Below are 16,137 nucleotides of genomic sequence, written 5' to 3'. Positions count from 1 at the left end.
AAAAGAACGGATATGTACTCCGACCGAAAACAGAGTCTGGATCTTAGTAAGCCATCGCCAGCAAGCCGGCTCCTACAGTTGATCGGTGTACGGCCGCTCCGAAAACACACCGGGCCTTTTCGGCCAAGCGGGCTGCCGTTTCCGGCCGTTTGCCGTTATACTCGCCGGCTTTCAAAAGTTCGCCAACGAGTGCTGCCCGCCATGGAAATCAACCCGATCCTTAACACCATCAAGGACCTGTCCGAGCGCTCCGAAACTATTCGGGGGTATCTTTGACTACGATCAAAAGCACGAGCGTCTGACCGAAGTCAATCGCGAGCTTGAAGATCCGAGCGTCTGGAACAAACCTGAATATGCCCAGGAGTTGGGCCGCGAGCGCTCTGCGCTGGCACAGATCGTCGATACCCTGGACGAGCTGAACACCGGTCTGGCCGATTGCCGCGACCTGCTGGACATGGCCGTCGAAGAAAACGACGAAGGCGCAGTGGGCGATGTCGTCGCCGAGCTGGCCCGTCTCGAGGAAAACCTCGCCAAGCTTGAATTCCGCCGCATGTTCAGCCATGAAATGGACCCGAACAACGCCTACCTGGACATCCAGGCCGGCTCCGGTGGCACCGAGGCCCAGGACTGGGCCAACATCCTGCTGCGCATGTACCTGCGCTGGGCTGACAAACGCGGCTTCGACGCCACCATCATGGAACTGTCGGCCGGTGAAGTCGCCGGCATCAAGGGCGCGACCGTGCACATCAAGGGCGAATACGCCTTTGGCTGGCTGCGTACCGAGATCGGCGTACACCGCCTGGTGCGCAAGAGCCCGTTCGACTCCGGCAACCGTCGTCACACTTCGTTCTCGGCGGTTTTCGTCTCGCCAGAGATCGACGACAAGGTGGAAATCGAAATCAACCCGGCAGACTTGCGGATCGACACCTATCGCTCCTCCGGTGCCGGTGGTCAGCACGTAAACACCACCGACTCGGCCGTACGTATCACCCACGTACCGACCAACACCGTGGTCAGCTGCCAGAACGAACGTTCCCAGCACGCCAACAAGGACACCGCCATGAAAATGCTGCGGGCCAAGTTGTACGAGCAGGAAATGCAGAAGCGCAACGCGGCGTCCCAGGCGCTGGAAGACACCAAGTCCGATATCGGCTGGGGTCATCAGATCCGTTCTTATGTACTCGATGCCTCGCGCATCAAGGATCTGCGCACTAACATCGAGCGCAGTGACTGCGACAAGGTACTCGACGGTGATATCGATGAATACCTCGAAGCGAGCCTGAAGTCGGGCTTGTAAGCAATGCAATACGGGATCGGCTGACACCCCCCGATCCCCTGTAGGAGCCAGCTCGCTGGCGATCCCCGGCCGCAGGCCGGGGGCAACGAACCAGATGGAATATCTAAAGACATGAGCGACCTAGAACTCGACCCGCAAGCCCTGCAACAGGAAGAAAACTCCCTGATCGCCCTGCGCAAGGAAAAGCTTGCTGCCGAGCGCGCCAAGGGCAATGCCTTCCCGAACGACTTCCGCCGCGAAAACTACTGCGAAGACTTGCAGAAACAGTACGTGGACAAGACCAAGGAAGAGCTCGCAGAGGCTGCAATCCCGGTCAAGGTTGCCGGTCGCATCATGCTCAACCGTGGCTCGTTCATGGTGATCCAGGACATGACCGGTCGCATCCAGGTCTACGTCAACCGCAAGACCCTGTCCGAAGAAACCCTGGCCGCGGTGAAAACCTGGGACATGGGCGACATCATTGCCGCCGAAGGCACCCTGGCCCGTTCCGGCAAGGGCGACCTGTACGTTGAAATGACCAGCGTGCGCCTGCTGACCAAATCCCTGCGCCCGCTGCCGGACAAGCACCACGGCCTGACCGACACCGAACAGCGCTATCGTCAGCGTTACGTTGACCTGATCGTCAACGAAGACGTGCGCCAGACCTTCCGCGTGCGTTCGCAAGTCATCGCCCACATCCGCAGCTTCCTGATGCAGCGTGACTTCCTGGAAGTGGAAACGCCGATGCTGCAAACCATTCCGGGCGGTGCGGCGGCCAAGCCGTTCGAAACGCACCACAACGCGCTGGACATGGAAATGTTCCTGCGTATCGCGCCTGAGCTGTACCTCAAGCGTCTGGTGGTTGGCGGCTTCGAGAAAGTGTTCGAGATCAACCGCAACTTCCGTAACGAAGGCGTTTCGACTCGTCACAACCCTGAATTCACCATGTTGGAGTTCTACCAGGCTTACGCCGACTACGAAGACAACATGGACCTGACCGAAGAACTGTTCCGCGAGCTGGCGCAGCTGGTTCTGGGCAGCACCGACGTGCCTTACGGCGACAAGGTGTTCCACTTCGGCGAACCGTTCGTGCGTCTGTCGGTGTTCGATTCGATCCTCAAGTACAACCCTGAGCTGACTGCCGATGATCTGAATGACATCGACAAGGCCCGCGCCATCGCCAAGAAAGCCGGCGCCAAGGTGCTGGGCTTCGAAGGCCTGGGCAAATTGCAGGTGATGATTTTCGAAGAGCTGGTCGAGCACAAGCTGGAGCAGCCGCACTTCATTACCCAGTACCCGTTCGAAGTGTCGCCGCTGGCCCGTCGCAACGACGACAACCCGAACGTCACCGACCGTTTCGAGCTGTTCATCGGTGGCCGTGAAATCGCCAACGCCTACTCCGAGTTGAACGACGCGGAAGACCAGGCCGAGCGCTTCATGGCGCAGGTGGCCGACAAGGACGCCGGCGACGACGAAGCCATGCACTACGACGCCGACTTCGTTCGCGCGCTGGAGTACGGCATGCCGCCAACGGCCGGTGAAGGCATCGGCATCGACCGTCTGGTGATGCTGCTGACCAACTCCCCGTCGATCCGCGACGTGATCCTGTTCCCGCACATGCGGCCGCAAGCGTAAATGTTTCAATTAAAAAGCCGCCTATAACAGGCGGCTTTTTATTGCCTGTCTGGTACAAACGTATCAATTGGTTACTTTTGAAATGAGAGAGGAATTCCTGTCGTGAACCGTGCAATGGCTCAAGAAGGTGCAGCGGGTATCGCCACTGCGGTCGCTGAAAGTGTTCAGTACCAGGGCCGCAAGGCCAGCCGTCAGGGCAGCGAGCAGCGTCGACAGGACATTCTCGATGCGGCCATGCGCATTGTCGTGCGCGATGGCGTGCGGGCCGTGCGTCACCGTGCGGTTGCTGCAGAAGCGGGTGTGCCATTGTCGGCCACCACTTACTATTTCAAGGACATCGATGACTTGCTCACCGATACCTTTGCCCAATATGTGGAACGCAGCGCGGCGTTCATGGCCAAGTTGTGGGTGAACAATGAAGGGTTGCTGCGCGAGATGGTCGTCAGCGGCGACGGCAGCCCGGAGTCGCGCTCGCAACTGGCGGACGACATTGCACGGTTGATGGCGGACTATGTTCACCGGCAACTGATCAACCGTCGCGAACACCTGATGGCCGAACAGGCGTTCCGTCAGGAAGCGCTGCTGAACCCGCGCCTGGCGGAGCTGGTGCGCTCGCATCAGCAGATTCTCCTGCAGGGTACGTGTCAGCTTTTCCAGGTTTTGGGTTCCCGTGAGCCACACCAGGATGCCAAAGTGTTGACGGCGATTATCGGACGGATGGAATATCAGGGGCTGCTCAACGACGCCGAGCCTGACGCCGAAGCTGAAATGCTCGGTATCCTGACCCGCTACATGCACTTGGTATTGGCGTCGGTGTGATCCTGCGATGAACCGCGACCTGTAGGAGCGAGGCTTGCCCGCGAAGGCGATTTAACATTCAACAGATGATGTGTTGACTGACGCATCGCCTTCGCGGGCAAGCCTCGCTCCTACAGGGACAGTGAGCATTCGGGGACTGTGTTCATAGGGAGTATTGAATGAAAGCCTGGCGCGTCGTTGTGATCGCCTTGTCGATCCTGCTGCTCAGTGGCTGTCTGGTGACCTTCAGGGAGCCATTGCCCACGAGCGACCCCGCGCCCAAAGGATTACTCGGCAAATGGACCAGCACCAACGCCTGGGGCGAGCCGCTGAACCTGGAGCTGACGCGCATCGGCGACAATCGCTATCAGGCGGTCAGCTACTTCAAGGCCAAACCCAAGGAACGCGAAGCCTATCCCTTCACCGTCTCGCGCCATGGCAACCGCTGGTACCTGTCGGCGAAAGTCCCAGCGCAGTTTGGCGGGCATTTCACCATTGCCGGTTTCGAACTCACCGACAAGCATGAACTGGTGGTCTACAACCTCGACCTCGAGCAGATCAACCAGGCCCTGGGGCAAAAAGTCCTCAGCGGCGAAGGTTTCCAGACCGACGACGGCGACGGCGTGTTGATCAACACACGCATGGACCAGGTCTTCGCTTACCTCGACGATCCGGCCAATTCCGATGTCTTCGTCGAAGCCGTGCGCTATCAGCGCCTGGCCAAAGCCAAATAAACCCAGCACATAACGGTTTTTCTACAGGAGTTTCGGGTGGACGATTACCAGCAGACGATACGCATGTTGTCCGATCGCATTGTGCTGGCGCAGACGCCGATTCGCGTCCTGGATGCAGTGAAGTGGGACGACAGCATCCGCAAGGGTTTCCTCAAGGCCAAGGGCAAGGAAATGCCGGCGGTGGACCGTGATTACTACCTGAACCGGCCGCTGTCCTTCGACTCCAGCAAAGTGAAACTGGAATTCCAGAACATCGAGCGTGACATCACCCGTCAGCTTGGCCAGTTCAACCCGGTCGGCCAGATCATGCGGCGCATGTGCAAGGAATACCGGATGGTGGTGCGCATGCTTGAAGCGCGCGGCACCGAGGATTTCGGCCTGATTTCCCAAGAGTTGTATGGCGCCGCATCCGACGCGTTTCACGCCGGTGACCCGACCCTGTCCGACCTCGGCCTGATGCTCTCCGATTATCTGAATAACATCGATGGTCGTGGTGACCTGAAGGATGAGCCGAAAATCCTCACCGCCAAGGACGCCGTGCATCTGTTGCAGACCCGGCTGAGCAAAGTGTTTGGCGAGGCCGAGGAAACCATTCGGGTGTTCGAGTCCGACGGCATCGTCGCCGATGCGGCGGCCGGCGCCGACTACATCAAGATCCGCACCGACGCGATGTTCAACGAGCGCGACGTGCGGGCGCTGGAAGTCCACGAAGGGCTGGTGCATGTCGGCACTACGCTCAACGGTCTGAACCAGCCGATCTGCACCTTCCTGTCCAAGGGGCCGCCCTCGTCGACGGTGACCCAGGAAGGCCTGGCGATCCTGATGGAAATCATCACCTTCGCCTCTTACCCGAGCCGCCTGCGCAAACTGACCAACCGTACCCGCGCCATTCACATGGTGGAGGAGGGCGCGGACTTCCTGCAGATCTTCGAGTTCTTCCGCGAGCAGGGCTTTGAAATGGCGGAAAGCTACGGCAACGCCAGTCGGGTTTTCCGTGGTTCGGTGCCGAATGGTCTGCCATTTACCAAAGACTTGTCCTACCTCAAGGGCTTTATCATGGTTTACAACTACATTCAGTTGGCCGTGCGTAAAGGCAAGCTTGAGCAAGTGCCGCTGCTGTTTTGCGGCAAGACCACGCTGGAAGACATGCGCACCTTGCGCCAGTTGGTGGACGAAGGCCTGGTGGTACCGCCGAAATACCTGCCGGAACAGTTCCGCGACATGAACGCGCTGTCGGCGTGGATGTGCTTCTCCAACTTCCTGAACCACCTGAGCCTGGACCGGATCGAAGCGGATTACTCCAACATCCTGTGAGCAATGAATCCCCCCCTGTGGGAGCGAGCCTGCTCGCGATAGCGGCCTGACATTCAACATTGATGTTGCCTGACACACCGCTATCGCGAGCAGGCTCGCTCCCACAGGGGAAAGGTGTGTTCCAACTCCATTTTCGCGAGGTTTCAACGGATGAGAATCCTCGGCATCCTCTTCCTGCTTCTAACCCTCGGCGGTTGCAGCTCTTTGCTGTTCTACCCCGAGCCCGGACAGTTGTTCACCCCGGAAAAAGCCAAACTCGAATACCGCGACGTCACCCTCACCACGGCCGATGGCCTCAAGCTGCATGGCTGGTGGCTGCCGGCGAAAAAAGGCGTCGAAGTCAAAGGCACGGTGCTGCACCTGCACGGCAACGGCGGCAATCTGCCGATGCATCTGGGCGGCAGCTGGTGGTTGCCGGAGGAAGGCTATCAAGTGCTGCTGATCGATTATCGCGGTTACGGTTTGTCCGAAGGCGAACCGAGTTTGCCGGCGATCTATCAGGACATCGACGCCGCGTTCAAATGGCTCGACCAGGCGCCGGAGGTCAAAGGCAAACCGTTGATCCTGCTCGGGCAAAGTCTGGGCGGCTCAATGGCCGTGCATTACCTGGTTCAGCATCCCGAACGCCAGAAACAACTCAAGGCCTTCGTCCTCGATGGCGTGCCCGCCAGTTATCGCAGCATCGGCCAATTTGCCCTGAGCAATTCCTGGCTGACGTGGGCGTTCCAGGTGCCGTTGTCGTGGCTGGTGCCGGACGGTGACAGCGCGATCCACTCGATGACGCAGCTCAACGGCGTACCGAAACTGATCTATCACAGCATCGACGATCCGATCGTGCCCCTTTCCAACGGCATCCGTCTGTATCAAGCTGCGCCGCCGCCGCGAGTGCTGCAACTGACCCGTGGCGGTCATGTGCAGACGTTCGCCGACCCGGTCTGGCGCAAGGTCATGCTGCGATACCTTGATGACCCGCAGCATTTCAATGGCCTGCGCCGCTTGGGTGAAATTCCCAACTACCCGGCACCCCCGAATTCAGAAGATGAACCACCAGAGAGTCCGCAATGAGTGAAGAACGTAACGCCATCCCGCTGATCATCACCGGTATCTGCAGCATCCTCGGCACCGTCGGGGCCTTGTGGTACTACGGTTACCTGCACTTCGCCAAACCCGAAGATGCGCTGCTGCTCAGCGACTTCACCATGCTCAAGACCGTGCCGGGCGAAGATTACAAAGTCTCCCTGGAACCGGCTCCACAAGTCGCCCAGTGCATCGATGGCGTGCTGGTGATGTTCGACACTGAACAGAAAGGCCTGACCGGCGTATTGGTCAACAACAAGAAAAAAGCCGTGCGCTGCATGGGCCAGGAAACCCCGCAGAAGCTGGAGCAGTAACTGTAACGCGGTTAAATCACACAGACCGCGTTGCCTTCATCGCCAGCAAGCCGGCTCCTACAGGTTTGCGTTGATCCTGTAGGGGCCGGCTTGCTGGCGATGGGCGCGACACGGTGTTCTGCCAAACCGCGAAAACAAAAAGCCCCGCCTGATCCGATCAGGCGGGGCTTTTGCGTTACGGCATGAAGCTTAGTTGGCGCTCACCGCCGAACGTGGGATCACCGGCTGGTTGTCGTTGGAAATGGTCACTTCTACACGGCGGTTCATGGCACGACCCGAAGCGTCGCCGTTTTCAGCAACCGGGTATTCCTTGCCATAACCCTGGGCAACGATGCGCGCAGGATCAACGCCCATTTTCACCAGTGCCATGCGCACGGAACCGGCGCGACGCTCGGACAGCGACTGGTTGTGCGACGCCGTGCCGGTGCTGTCGGTGTAGCCTTCGACGATCACCTTGCGGTCCGGGTTTTCCTGAAGGAACTGCGCCAGTTTGTTGATGTTCGCCAAGCCGCTGGACTTCAGGTCGGCACGGTCGGTCGCGAACAACACATCACCAAAGGTTACCAGCGTACCGCGATCGGTCTGCTTGGCGTTCAGGCTGTCCTGCAACTGTTTGATCTGCGCGTCGCGAGCATCCAGACGCGCCTGGGCGCGCTGTGCGGCAGCATTCTTCAGATTGGCTTCAGCGGTGCGCAGGGCGATGGTTTGCTTCGCCACTTCAACACGCTGATTGGTCAGATAGGCCAGTTGATCGACCTCGTTCGCGTCTCGCTTGTCCAGATAAGCCTTGTCGGCCTTGTCCAGATAATCGCTGGCGTCCTTGGTTTCCAGTGCCGCGACTTTGCTCGCCTGCGGGTTGGCTTGCAGGCCGCTGTAGTTGGTGCGGGCCTGTTCAAGGTTCGCATTAGGCGGCGTCGAGCAGGCAGCCAGAGCTACGCTTGCGGCCAGCAGGGCAGGGATCATCAATTGATTGCGCATGTGGGTATCGTCCTTTTAAGTCGAGTAAGAAGTACGTCGTGGCGGCGCTTATTGCACGGTGCGCCGGCTTTCCTGACGCAGTTCCTGAACCCCTATCCGAGAGTCCTTAACCGCCTGTTCGGCTTTGATCGCCTGGGCTTTGCGTTCGGCGACGCGCGCGTCCCACTCGGCCTGTTCGGCGAGCACTCGGGCTTCGTCGTACTTTTGGTCGTGCATCGCGATTTCGGCTTGTTTGAGTTTGTCCTGGGCGGACTTCATCTCAACCGCCGAGAATTCGGTGCCGCCCGCGCTGACGGCGCTGTTCACGGCCGATTGGGTCACGGCGTATTGCTCGGTCGGCGGGTTACCGGCGCAACCGGCCAGAACCAGGCTGCTGCCGATGGCCAGGGCGGCCAGTTTCAGGCTGCGCAGGGGGGTGGAAGCGGGCTTGGCAGTGTTGATCTTCATGGTCTTCAACTCCATTGGAATAACTCCTGAAAAACTGAACATCCATCCTGGGCAAGGAGCCGCAACCATCAATTTCCGAAGCGTTTTGAAACGGCCGTCCCAGGCGTGGTTACTGGTTACGACCCGAGGCATTTTTTAAAAGTTCAGAGAATATGGCCTGTCGCCCGAAAAAACTTTGACCGAACGGACAAGGCTCTAAATCGGGAACTTTGGCGATAGGAGGGGGTATTCCAAGGGCGGAAACACGCAATTGTTGAAAGTCACGCAGGTCAAATGTGGGAGCGAGCCTGCTCGCGATGGCGGCTTAACATTCAACATTGATGTCGCCTGACACACCGCTATCGCGAGCAAGCTCGCTCCCACAGGTTCTGCTGCAAATTCAGTGTTTCTGCTTGTCCTCACCAGACGACAAATCATGCAAATGCCGCCGGGACAACGCGAGAAAACGCGGGGTCGGGCCGATGTCTTCGTACAGCGGATCGCCTTCTTCATCGGTGGCCACGATGGTCGAGCCTTTCACGTACGGGAAGCTCTTTTCCAGCTCTTCGAGCGCCGCGCCGATCAACTCGCCGAGCAGTTCTTCAGGGTGCCGCTTGGGGTACATCTCGATGATCGCCGCCAAGCGCGCGGCGGCCTCCACATCCAGATGAATCGAGTAGCCGGTGTCGGTCAGGCGACCCTTGGCGTTTTCTTCCCAATGATGGGCAAGCTCGCGGATTTTCATAAAAACCTCATGGCACGCCTGCTCATGGCAGGGCGGGTAAGTGTCCGGCCATGGCCGGCGAAAGCCGTTGTGCGGCTTACTCTTCAGACTAGCTTGCGTGCCCGGGGTTTAAAGTCCCTTCGTCGTGTGCTTGTAAGAAGCGCTTTACGGCGGCACTCTTGAACCACAAGGCACCCCGGATTTTTCGCTGGAGAACGGCTGATGACCGATATTGATGCACGCTTGCGCGAGGATGTTCACCTGTTGGGTGAGCTGTTGGGCAACACCATTCGTGAACAGTACGGGGACGATTTTCTCGACAAGATCGAGCAGATCCGCAAAGGCGCCAAGGCCGACCGTCGCGGTTCGATGGACGCCGAACTGAGCGCCAGCCTCAATCAACTGAGCGAAGACGAATTGCTGCCGGTGGCGCGGGCGTTCAACCAGTTTCTCAACCTGGCCAACATCGCCGAGCAATATCAACTGATCCATCGCCGCGAAGAATCCCAACCCGCGCCGTTCGAGGCGCGCGTGTTGCCGGAGTTGCTAGCGCGCCTGCTGGCCGAAGGTCATGCGGCCGAATCCCTGGCACGACAGTTGGGGCGCCTGGATATCGAACTGGTGTTGACTGCGCACCCGACCGAAGTCGCGCGCCGCACGCTGATCCAGAAATACGACGCCATCGCCGCGCAACTTGCCGCTCAGGATCACCGCGACCTGACCAGCGCCGAGCGCGAGCAGATTCAATCGAAATTGCAGCGCCTGATCGCCGAAGCCTGGCACACCGAAGAAATCCGTCGCACCCGCCCGACCCCGGTGGACGAAGCCAAATGGGGCTTCGCGGTGATCGAACATTCGCTGTGGCAAGCGATCCCGAACTATTTGCGCAAGGCCGATAAAGCTCTGCATGACGCCACCGGCCTGCATTTGCCGCTGGAAGCCGCGCCGATTCGCTTTGCTTCGTGGATGGGCGGCGACCGCGATGGCAACCCCAACGTCACGGCTGCCGTGACCCGTGAGGTGTTGCTGCTGGCACGCTGGATGGCCGCCGATCTGTACGTGCGCGATGTCGATCACCTCGCCGCCGAGCTGTCGATGCAACAGGCCAGCGACGCGCTGAAAGCCAAGGCCGGCGACAGCGCCGAACCCTATCGTGCCGTCCTTAAACAACTGCGTGAACGCCTGCGCGCCACTCGAAGCTGGGCCCACACTTCCTTGACGACAGCCACGCCGGCCCCCGCCGATGTGCTGCAAAACAACCGCGATTTGCTCGACCCGCTGGAGCTCTGCTACCAGTCGCTGCATGAGTGCGGCATGGGCGTGATCGCTGATGGGCCGCTGCTCGATTGCCTGCGTCGTGCGGTGACCTTCGGCTTGTTCCTGGTGCGCCTCGATGTGCGCCAGGACTCGTCCCGTCACACGGCGGCGATGACGGAAATCACCGATTACCTTGGCCTCGGTCGCTACGAAGACTGGAGCGAAGAGGAGCGCATCGCCTTCCTGATGCGCGAGTTGAACAACCGTCGGCCGTTGTTGCCGACTTACTTCAAACCCTCCGCCGACACCGCTGAAGTGCTCGCCACGTGCCGGGAAATCGCCGCCGCACCGGGCGCTTCGCTTGGTTCGTATGTGATCTCCATGGCCGGCGCCGCTTCCGACGTGCTGGCTGTGCAACTGTTGCTCAAAGAATCTGGTGTATTGCGGCCGATGCGTGTGGTGCCGCTGTTCGAAACCCTTGCCGACCTTGATAACGCCGGCCCGGTGATTGAAAAACTGTTGCTGCTGCCGGGTTATCGTGCGCGCCTGCAAGGCCCGCAGGAAGTGATGATCGGCTATTCCGACTCAGCCAAGGACGCCGGCACCACGGCGGCAGCCTGGGCGCAATATCGGGCGCAGGAGCGTCTGGTCGACATCTGCCGCGAGCAGCAAGTGGAACTGCTGTTGTTCCACGGTCGCGGTGGCACCGTGGGGCGTGGTGGCGGTCCGGCGCACGCGGCGATTCTGTCGCAGCCGCCGGGGTCGGTGGCGGGGCGTTTCCGCACCACCGAGCAGGGGGAAATGATTCGTTTCAAATTCGGCCTGCCGGACATCGCCGAGCAAAATCTCAACCTGTACCTGGCGGCGGTGCTGGAGGCGACGTTGTTGCCACCGCCACCACCGCAACCCGCCTGGCGCCATTTGATGGACGAATTGGCGGCAGACGGTGTCAGTGCTTACCGCGCCGTGGTGCGGGAAAATCCGCAATTCGTCGAGTATTTCCGCCAGTCCACCCCGGAGCAGGAGTTGGGGCGCCTGCCACTGGGCAGTCGCCCGGCCAAGCGCCGCGCCGGCGGGATCGAAAGCCTGCGGGCGATCCCGTGGATCTTCGGTTGGACCCAGACCCGCTTGATGTTGCCGGCCTGGCTCGGCTGGGAAGCCGCGTTAAGCAAGGCGCTGGCGCGCGGCGAAGGCGAGCTGCTGGGGCAAATGCGCGAGCAGTGGCCGTTCTTCCGCACGCGCATCGACATGCTGGAGATGGTCCTGGCCAAGGCCGACGCGGATATCGCCCGCTCCTACGATGAGCGGCTGGTTGAGCCGGATCTGCTGCCTTTGGGTGCGCACTTACGCGACCTATTGTCGCAGGCGTGTTCGATTGTTCTGGGGTTGACCGGTCAGTCGCAGCTACTGGCACATAGCCCAGCTACCCTCGAATTCATCCGCTTGCGCAACACCTACCTCGACCCGCTTCATCTATTGCAGGCCGAGTTGCTGGCACGTTCGCGCCTGCAGGAAGTGGCGCAGGGCAGCCCGGTAGAACAGGCGTTGCTGGTGTCTGTGGCGGGGATTGCCGCCGGTTTGCGAAATACCGGCTAAGGTTTTCGTCGTGGGTTCGGGCACTCGACGCGGGCGTCGAGTGCCGGTTTGCGCGGGGTTGGAAAGTGCTGCAAGGCGACACTTAATGATGGGGTTGCGACTTGGGGTACCCCGTCGCAAGGTCACGCAAGGCGCGGGTTTCTCCGACTTTCGACGGCTTGTGTGCGTAGGATCTGCTGTGTATCTTGATCAGCCTTTGGCCGTTTGGGCGGTCACGACCCTGTTTTGAGATTGGCCCCACGAGGCGAATCCTTTGTTATCTATATAAAAATTGAGGAGCACATCGATGCGCGTCATTCTGCTGGGAGCTCCCGGGGCCGGTAAAGGTACTCAGGCTAAGTTCATCACCGAAAAGTTCGGCATCCCGCAAATCTCCACCGGCGACATGCTGCGTGCTGCGGTCAAGGCCGGCACCGAGCTGGGCCTGATCGCCAAGAGCGTCATGGACAGCGGTGGCCTGGTTTCCGATGACCTGATCATCAATCTGGTCAAGGAACGCATCAGCCAGGCGGATTGCGCCAACGGTTTCCTGTTCGACGGTTTCCCGCGCACCATTCCTCAGGCTGAAGCCCTGGTGAAGGCCGGCGTCGAGCTGGACCACGTGGTCGAAATCGCGGTCGATGACGAAGAAATCGTTCAGCGTATCGCTGGTCGTCGCGTTCACGAGGCCAGCGGCCGCGTGTACCACACCGTCTACAACCCGCCAAAAATTGCTGGTAAAGACGACATCACCGGTGAAGATCTGGTGCAGCGCAAGGACGACACTGAAGAAACCGTGCGTCATCGCCTGTCGGTCTACCACTCGCAGACCAAGCCACTGGTGGATTTCTACCAGAAGCTGTCGGCGGCTCAAGGCAAACCGAAGTACAGCCACATTGCTGGCGTCGGTTCGGTTGAAGCGATCACTGGCAAGGTGCTTGAAGCGCTGAGCTGAAAAGTCTGAACCGCGTCATCTTCTACGGCCCGCTTGCGGGCCGTAGTTGTTTATACTGGCGAACTTTTTCTGACCTCTCTTACGGAAACATCGATGAGCACCTTGCTGGCCCTGGACACCGCGACTGAAGCTTGCTCCGTTGCCTTGCTGCATGACGGCAAAGTGACGAGCCATTACGAGGTGATCCCGCGCCTGCATGCGCAGAAGCTGTTGCCGATGATCCAGCAATTGCTCGCCGATGCCGGGACCACCTTGCAAGCGGTCGATGCCATCGCTTTTGGCCGTGGGCCGGGCGCATTCACTGGCGTGCGTATCGCCATCGGCGTGGTACAGGGCCTGGCGTTTGCCCTGGATCGTCCGGTCCTGCCGGTGTCGAACCTGGCGGTGCTGGCGCAGCGGGCGTATCGCGAACACGGTGTGAGCCAGGTCGCGGCCGCCATCGATGCGCGCATGGATGAAGTGTACTGGGGCTGCTACCGCGAAACGGCGGGTGAGATGCGCCTGGTCGGCAACGAAGCTGTATTGCCGCCGGAAGTGGCGGCGTTGCCGGCGGATGCCAGCGGTGACTGGTTTGGCGCCGGCACCGGTTGGGGTTATGCCGAACGCATCGCCGTCAGCCTGAGCGGTCAGGACGCGGGCATGCTGCCTCACGCCGAAGACCTGCTGACCCTGGCGCGATTTGCCTGGGAACGGGGTGAAGCGATTGTGGCGGACGAGGCGCAGCCGGTTTATCTGCGGGACAAGGTTGCGACGCCCAAAGCGCGTTGATTTCCGGCACCGAGTCGGCCCTATCGCTGGCAAGCCAGCTCCTACAGGATTATCGCTAACCTTGTAGGAGCTGGCTTGCCAGCGATGGCGGTCTCCCGACCAACACCAATCGTCGTTTTATCCCCCCGCCTTTAAACCTTTTCGCAATTCTGTGTTCTAGTTATCACCAAGCGGTTTGCGAAGTGGGCTATGCGCCACTAAACTGCCATCACTGATACCGAGCATGACATTATGCGCATAGACGGCCTTTCCTCTCAGTCCTACCCCATCAAGCGCAAGCCTCGCAAAGGGCATGTGGTTGAAGACGAATCCGTCGATATCGAGGGCGAGCTGGAATTCCCTTCGGAAGAGCAAATGGCCGCCCGCGCCGCCAAAGCCTCCGCGCAGCGCCTGAGCAATCTGCCGGCGCGCCAACAAGACATGATTTACCACCGCGCCATGAGCAAAAGCGTCGCGATGGCCCTGGCCAGCTACCTCAGCACCGCCAATTTTGTCGATTGGGATTCGGATGTGATGGGTCTCGACCTGTATATCTGATGCGGCTGCCTTACTACCTTGGCTGCCCGTCCTGGAGTGAAAACGCCTGGCGCGATTACCTTTATCCGCAAGACGCGAAAACCTCCGAATTTCTCAATCTGTATTCTCAAGTATTCAACGCCGTGGAAGGCAATACGACCTTCTACGCGAGCCCGGCTGCCAGCACCGTGCAGCGTTGGGCCGAGACCATGCCCGAACACTTTCGCTTCACCGCCAAATTCCCCGGCGACATCAGCCACGGCGGTGACCTGCGCGAACAATTGACCGCCACTGAAACCTTCCTGCAATTGCTCAGCCCTTTGGGCGAGCGGGTGTCGCCGCTGTGGTTGCAGTTGTCGAAAAGCTTCACGCCGCAACGATTGCACGAGCTGGCGGGTTTTATCGATGCGGTGGACCGGCCGCTGGCCATCGAAGTGCGGCATGACGATTTCTTCGCCAAGGGTGAGGCCGAGCGCTCGCTCAATCGCCTGCTGCTGGATCGCGGTGTCGAACGTATCTGCCTCGATCCGCGGGCGTTGTTCAGTTGCACGTCCACCGATCCGTCGGTGCTCCACGCCCAATCGAAGAAACCCAGGGTTCCGCCACGTCCGGCGGCCTTCACGCAATTCCCGCAAGTGCGCTTCATTGGCCATCCGCAACTGGAAGCCAACGACCCGTTCCTGGTGCCCTGGGTCGAGAAAATCGCCCTGTGGATCGAAGAGGGGCGCACGCCGTATATCTTCCTGCACACCGCCGACAACCTGCTGGCGGCGAAACTGGCGCAACGTTTTCACGCAAAGCTGATGCTGCGTTTGCCTGGCTTGCCGCCGCTGCCTGAGCTATACAGAGAGCCCGCCGCCGAGCAACTTGGCCTGCTCTGAGGCGGATTCCCTGCCTTTTTCAGGAGCCTGCCAATGGATGCGCAAACCCTTCGAGCCCAAGCCTTCAAAGCACTGCATGAACGCGCCGGGGCTTTTGTCATTCCCAACCCGTGGGACGCCGGCTCGGCGAAAATGCTCGCCAACCTGGGCTTCGAGGCGCTGGCGACCACCAGTGCCGGTTTTGCCTTTTCTCAGGGGCGACCCGATGGCGGGCTGACGCTGGACGATACCCTGGCGAACGTTCAGGCGATTGTCGCGGCGACGGACCTGCCGGTTGCGGTCGATCTGGAAAACGGTTTTGCCGACGATCCCGCCGAATGCGCCCAAAGCATTCTGCGAGCCGCTGCAGCAGGCGCTGTCGGTGGTTCGATCGAAGACGCCACGGGACGTGCAGACGCGCCGATTTACTGCTTCGAGCATGCAGTGGCGCGAATCGAAGCGGCCGTCGCCGCCGCCCGCAGTTTGCCGTTCCCGTTCACGCTGACGGCCCGGGCCGAGAATTTTCTGCATGGCAATCCCGATCTGGACGACACCATTCGCCGCTTGCAGGCCTTTGCCGAAGCGGGCGCCGACGTGCTCTATGCGCCAGGTTTGCGCAGTGCTGAAGACGTGTTGGCGGTGGTGCGCGCCGTGGCGCCGAAACCGGTCAATGTGTTGATGTCCGGCGGGTTGAAACTGACGGTCGAGCAGTTGAGCGAAATGGGCGTCAAGCGCATCAGCGTCGGTTCGGCGCTCGCGCTGGCAGCGCTTGGCGAATTCTACCGCGCGGCCGAAGAGATCAAGACCTCGGGCACGTTCGGCTTTACCTCGCGGTCGATGCCGTACGCACAGGCCAATCAATTGTTCAAAGGCTGACAACGCGGTTTTTGCGGGTGATCGCTCACCCGCTACAAACTGATGCGGCTGCGT

Annotated in this window: 16 protein-coding genes; 13 read left to right on the top strand and 3 right to left on the bottom strand. The window is 60.1% G+C overall.

Translation table 11 applies throughout. From position 1 onward, the window contains the following. The first annotated feature begins 201 nt into the window (after positions 1-201). The 7 genes from prfB to J4E42_RS18445 all read left to right on the top strand — a co-directional run bounded on the left by prfB (position 202) and on the right by J4E42_RS18445 (position 7,148). Positions 202-1,297, top strand: a protein-coding gene (prfB, locus tag J4E42_RS18475; protein WP_157214382.1) for a peptide chain release factor 2 whose coding sequence is annotated in 2 segments (ribosomal slippage) — positions 202-273 and positions 275-1,297 — 1,095 coding nt in all. Because the reading frame shifts where the segments join, the coding sequence is not laid out codon by codon here. A gap of 111 nt (positions 1,298-1,408) precedes the next feature. Continuing rightward, positions 1,409-2,911, top strand: coding sequence for a lysine--tRNA ligase (gene lysS, locus J4E42_RS18470; RefSeq protein ID WP_008034198.1), 1,503 nt, complete (start codon positions 1,409-1,411; stop codon positions 2,909-2,911). 102 nt (positions 2,912-3,013) lie between these two features. After that, a complete protein-coding gene (locus J4E42_RS18465) occupies positions 3,014-3,730 on the top strand; it encodes a TetR/AcrR family transcriptional regulator (protein ID WP_008034197.1) in 717 nt (238 codons plus the stop codon). A gap of 158 nt (positions 3,731-3,888) precedes the next feature. Beyond that, the gene (locus J4E42_RS18460) at positions 3,889-4,443 is read left to right on the top strand and encodes a hypothetical protein (RefSeq protein WP_008034193.1); all 555 of its coding nucleotides are present in this window, start codon (positions 3,889-3,891) and stop codon (positions 4,441-4,443) included. 63 nt (positions 4,444-4,506) lie between these two features. Next, the gene (locus tag J4E42_RS18455) at positions 4,507-5,757 is read left to right on the top strand and encodes a flavohemoglobin expression-modulating QEGLA motif protein (RefSeq protein WP_177318173.1); all 1,251 of its coding nucleotides are present in this window, start codon (positions 4,507-4,509) and stop codon (positions 5,755-5,757) included. A 150-nt stretch (positions 5,758-5,907) separates the two neighbouring features. Next, the gene (locus J4E42_RS18450; RefSeq protein WP_008034180.1) at positions 5,908-6,822 is read left to right on the top strand and encodes an alpha/beta hydrolase; all 915 of its coding nucleotides are present in this window, start codon (positions 5,908-5,910) and stop codon (positions 6,820-6,822) included. Further along, complete coding sequence (locus J4E42_RS18445) at positions 6,819-7,148, top strand: hypothetical protein (RefSeq protein WP_008039335.1); 330 nt, start codon at positions 6,819-6,821, stop codon at positions 7,146-7,148. The genes J4E42_RS18450 and J4E42_RS18445 overlap by 4 nt, the downstream gene beginning before the upstream one ends. A 189-nt stretch (positions 7,149-7,337) precedes the next feature. Here J4E42_RS18445 and J4E42_RS18440 read toward each other — a convergent pair whose 3' ends face one another. The 3 genes from J4E42_RS18440 to J4E42_RS18430 form a co-directional block, all read right to left on the bottom strand. After that, positions 7,338-8,126, bottom strand: coding sequence for an OmpA family protein (locus J4E42_RS18440; protein ID WP_008024662.1), 789 nt, complete (start codon positions 8,124-8,126; stop codon positions 7,338-7,340). A 48-nt stretch (positions 8,127-8,174) separates the two neighbouring features. Beyond that, positions 8,175-8,588 carry a DUF4398 domain-containing protein gene (locus tag J4E42_RS18435; RefSeq protein WP_008039339.1) on the bottom strand — a complete coding sequence of 138 codons (414 nt, stop codon included), beginning with the start codon at positions 8,586-8,588 and terminating at the stop codon, positions 8,175-8,177. Positions 8,589-8,952: 364 nt separating this feature from the next. Then, entirely contained in the window at positions 8,953-9,297 is a 345-nt protein-coding gene (locus tag J4E42_RS18430; protein ID WP_008024664.1) for a hypothetical protein, read from the bottom strand. Between the two features lie 201 nt (positions 9,298-9,498). Here J4E42_RS18430 and ppc point away from each other — a divergent pair, with 201 nt between their 5' ends. The 6 genes from ppc (at position 9,499) to J4E42_RS18400 (ending at position 16,083) form a co-directional block, all read left to right on the top strand. Continuing rightward, entirely contained in the window at positions 9,499-12,129 is a 2,631-nt protein-coding gene (ppc, locus tag J4E42_RS18425) for a phosphoenolpyruvate carboxylase (RefSeq protein ID WP_207285820.1), read from the top strand. A gap of 286 nt (positions 12,130-12,415) precedes the next feature. Next, on the top strand, positions 12,416-13,063 hold the full coding sequence (adk, locus tag J4E42_RS18420) for an adenylate kinase (protein ID WP_084321936.1): 648 nt from the start codon (positions 12,416-12,418) through the stop codon (positions 13,061-13,063). Between the two features lie 93 nt (positions 13,064-13,156). Continuing rightward, positions 13,157-13,831, top strand: coding sequence for a tRNA (adenosine(37)-N6)-threonylcarbamoyltransferase complex dimerization subunit type 1 TsaB (gene tsaB / locus J4E42_RS18415; RefSeq protein ID WP_192228483.1), 675 nt, complete (start codon positions 13,157-13,159; stop codon positions 13,829-13,831). 231 nt (positions 13,832-14,062) lie between these two features. Then, positions 14,063-14,368, top strand: a complete 306-nt coding sequence (locus J4E42_RS18410; protein ID WP_008039348.1) for a hypothetical protein — start codon at positions 14,063-14,065, stop codon at positions 14,366-14,368. Further along, positions 14,368-15,228, top strand: a complete 861-nt coding sequence (locus tag J4E42_RS18405; protein ID WP_008039350.1) for a DUF72 domain-containing protein — start codon at positions 14,368-14,370, stop codon at positions 15,226-15,228. The genes J4E42_RS18410 and J4E42_RS18405 overlap by 1 nt, the downstream gene beginning before the upstream one ends. Before the next feature lie 33 nt (positions 15,229-15,261). After that, the gene (locus J4E42_RS18400; protein ID WP_008039353.1) at positions 15,262-16,083 is read left to right on the top strand and encodes an oxaloacetate decarboxylase; all 822 of its coding nucleotides are present in this window, start codon (positions 15,262-15,264) and stop codon (positions 16,081-16,083) included. Positions 16,084-16,137 lie beyond the last annotated feature (54 nt).

The sequence above is a fragment of the Pseudomonas sp. FW300-N2A2 genome (genome assembly GCF_017351735.1).
Lineage (GTDB): Bacteria > Pseudomonadota > Gammaproteobacteria > Pseudomonadales > Pseudomonadaceae > Aquipseudomonas > Aquipseudomonas migulae.
This window is presented reverse-complemented; position numbering and strand designations above follow the sequence as displayed.